The sequence below is a fragment of the Bacillus cereus group sp. BfR-BA-01360 genome, assembly GCF_022663595.1.
In the GTDB taxonomy this organism is placed as follows: Bacteria; Bacillota; Bacilli; order Bacillales; family Bacillaceae_G; genus Bacillus_A; species Bacillus_A cytotoxicus.
Genome location: NZ_JAKUFV010000056.1, coordinates 1 through 2,973, shown reverse-complemented (window position 1 = coordinate 2,973; position 2,973 = coordinate 1). Strand labels below are relative to the sequence as shown.

Sequence of the window (2,973 nt, the reverse complement as noted above, 5' to 3'; positions counted from 1 at the left end):
ATGTTCTTTGAAAACTAGATAACAGTGTAGCTCATATTTTTAATTTTAGTTTGGTTAAGTTAGAAAGGGCGCACGGTGGATGCCTTGACACTAGGAGTCGATGAAGGACGGGACTAACACCGATATGCTTCGGGGAGCTGTAAGTAAGCTTTGATCCGGAGATTTCCGAATGGGGAAACCCACCATACGTAATGGTATGGTATCCTTATCTGAATACATAGGGTAAGGAGGACAGACCCAGGGAACTGAAACATCTAAGTACCTGGAGGAAGAGAAAGCAAATGCGATTTCCTGAGTAGCGGCGAGCGAAACGGAACATAGCCCAAACCAAGAGGCTTGCCTCTTGGGGTTGTAGGACATTCTATACGGAGTTACAAAGGAACGAGGTAGACGAAGCAGTCTGGAAAGGCTCGTCATAGAAGGTAACAACCCTGTAGTTGAAACTTCGTTCCCTCTTGAATGAATCCTGAGTACGGCGGAACACGTGAAATTCCGTCGGAATCTGGGAGGACCATCTCCCAAGGCTAAATACTCCCTAGTGATCGATAGTGAACCAGTACCGTGAGGGAAAGGTGAAAAGCACCCCGGGAGGGGAGTGAAAGAGATCCTGAAACCGTGTGCCTACAAATAGTCAGAGCCCGTTAACGGGTGATGGCGTGCCTTTTGTAGAATGAACCGGCGAGTTACGATCCCGTGCGAGGTTAAGCTGAAGAGGCGGAGCCGTAGCGAAAGCGAGTCTGAATAGGGCGTTTAGTACGTGGTCGTAGACCCGAAACCAGGTGATCTACCCATGTCCAGGGTGAAGTTCAGGTAACACTGAATGGAGGCCCGAACCCACGCACGTTGAAAAGTGCGGGGATGAGGTGTGGGTAGCGGAGAAATTCCAATCGAACCTGGAGATAGCTGGTTCTCCCCGAAATAGCTTTAGGGCTAGCCTCAAGTGTAAGAGTCTTGGAGGTAGAGCACTGATTGGACTAGGGGTCCTCATCGGATTACCGAATTCAGTCAAACTCCGAATGCCAATGACTTATCCTTGGGAGTCAGACTGCGAGTGATAAGATCCGTAGTCAAAAGGGAAACAGCCCAGACCGCCAGCTAAGGTCCCAAAGTGTGTATTAAGTGGAAAAGGATGTGGAGTTGCTTAGACAACTAGGATGTTGGCTTAGAAGCAGCCACCATTTAAAGAGTGCGTAATAGCTCACTAGTCGAGTGACTCTGCGCCGAAAATGTACCGGGGCTAAATACACCACCGAAGCTGCGGATTGATACCTTTGGTATCAGTGGTAGGGGAGCGTTCTAAGGACAGTGAAGTCAGACCGGAAGGACTGGTGGAGTGCTTAGAAGTGAGAATGCCGGTATGAGTAGCGAAAGACGGGTGAGAATCCCGTCCACCGAATGCCTAAGGTTTCCTGAGGAAGGCTCGTCCGCTCAGGGTTAGTCAGGACCTAAGCCGAGGCCGACAGGCGTAGGCGATGGACAACAGGTTGATATTCCTGTACCACCTCTTTATCGTTTGAGCAATGGAGGGACGCAGAAGGATAGAAGAAGCGTGCGATTGGTTGTGCACGTCCAAGCAGTTAGGCTGGTAAGTAGGCAAATCCGCTTACCGCAAAGGCTGAGCTGTGATGGGGAAGCTCCTTATGGAGCGAAGTCTTCGATTCCCCGCTGCCAAGAAAAGCTTCTAGCGAGATAAAAGGTGCCTGTACCGCAAACCGACACAGGTAGGCGAGGAGAGAATCCTAAGGTGAGCGAGAGAACTCTGGTTAAGGAACTCGGCAAAATGACCCCGTAACTTCGGGAGAAGGGGTGCTTTCTTAACGGAAAGCCGCAGTGAATAGGCCCAAGCGACTGTTTAGCAAAAACACAGGTCTCTGCGAAGCCGTAAGGCGAAGTATAGGGGCTGACACCTGCCCGGTGCTGGAAGGTTAAGGAGAGGGGTTAGCGTAAGCGAAGCTCTGAACTGAAGCCCCAGTAAACGGCGGCCGTAACTATAACGGTCCTAAGGTAGCGAAATTCCTTGTCGGGTAAGTTCCGACCCGCACGAAAGGTGTAACGATTTGGGCACTGTCTCAACCAGAGACTCGGTGAAATTATAGTACCTGTGAAGATGCAGGTTACCCGCGACAGGACGGAAAGACCCCGTGGAGCTTTACTGTAGCCTGATATTGAATTTTGGTACAGCTTGTACAGGATAGGCGGGAGCCTTTGAAGCCGGAGCGCTAGCTTCGGTGGAGGCGCTGGTGGGATACCGCCCTGGCTGTATTGAAATTCTAACCTACGGGTCTTATCGACCCGGGAGACAGTGTCAGGTGGGCAGTTTGACTGGGGCGGTCGCCTCCTAAAGTGTAACGGAGGCGCCCAAAGGTTCCCTCAGAATGGTTGGAAATCATTCGTAGAGTGCAAAGGCATAAGGGAGCTTGACTGCGAGACCTACAAGTCGAGCAGGGACGAAAGTCGGGCTTAGTGATCCGGTGGTTCCGCATGGAAGGGCCATCGCTCAACGGATAAAAGCTACCCCGGGGATAACAGGCTTATCTCCCCCAAGAGTCCACATCGACGGGGAGGTTTGGCACCTCGATGTCGGCTCATCGCATCCTGGGGCTGTAGTCGGTCCCAAGGGTTGGGCTGTTCGCCCATTAAAGCGGTACGCGAGCTGGGTTCAGAACGTCGTGAGACAGTTCGGTCCCTATCCGTCGTGGGCGTAGGAAATTTGAGAGGAGCTGTCCTTAGTACGAGAGGACCGGGATGGACGCACCGCTGGTGTACCAGTTGTTCTGCCAAGGGCATCGCTGGGTAGCTATGTGCGGAAGGGATAAGTGCTGAAAGCATCTAAGCATGAAGCCCCCCTCAAGATGAGATTTCCCATAGCGTAAGCTAGTAAGATCCCTGAAAGATGATCAGGTTGATAGGTTCGAGGTGGAAGCGTGGTGACACGTGGAGCTGACGAATACTAATAGATCGAGGACTTAACCA

1 rRNA gene is annotated in these 2,973 nt (G+C 51.7%); it reads left to right on the top strand.

The features are described from left to right. Positions 1–52: 52 nt before the first annotated feature. Positions 53–2,973, top strand: a 23S ribosomal RNA gene (locus tag MR056_RS21780).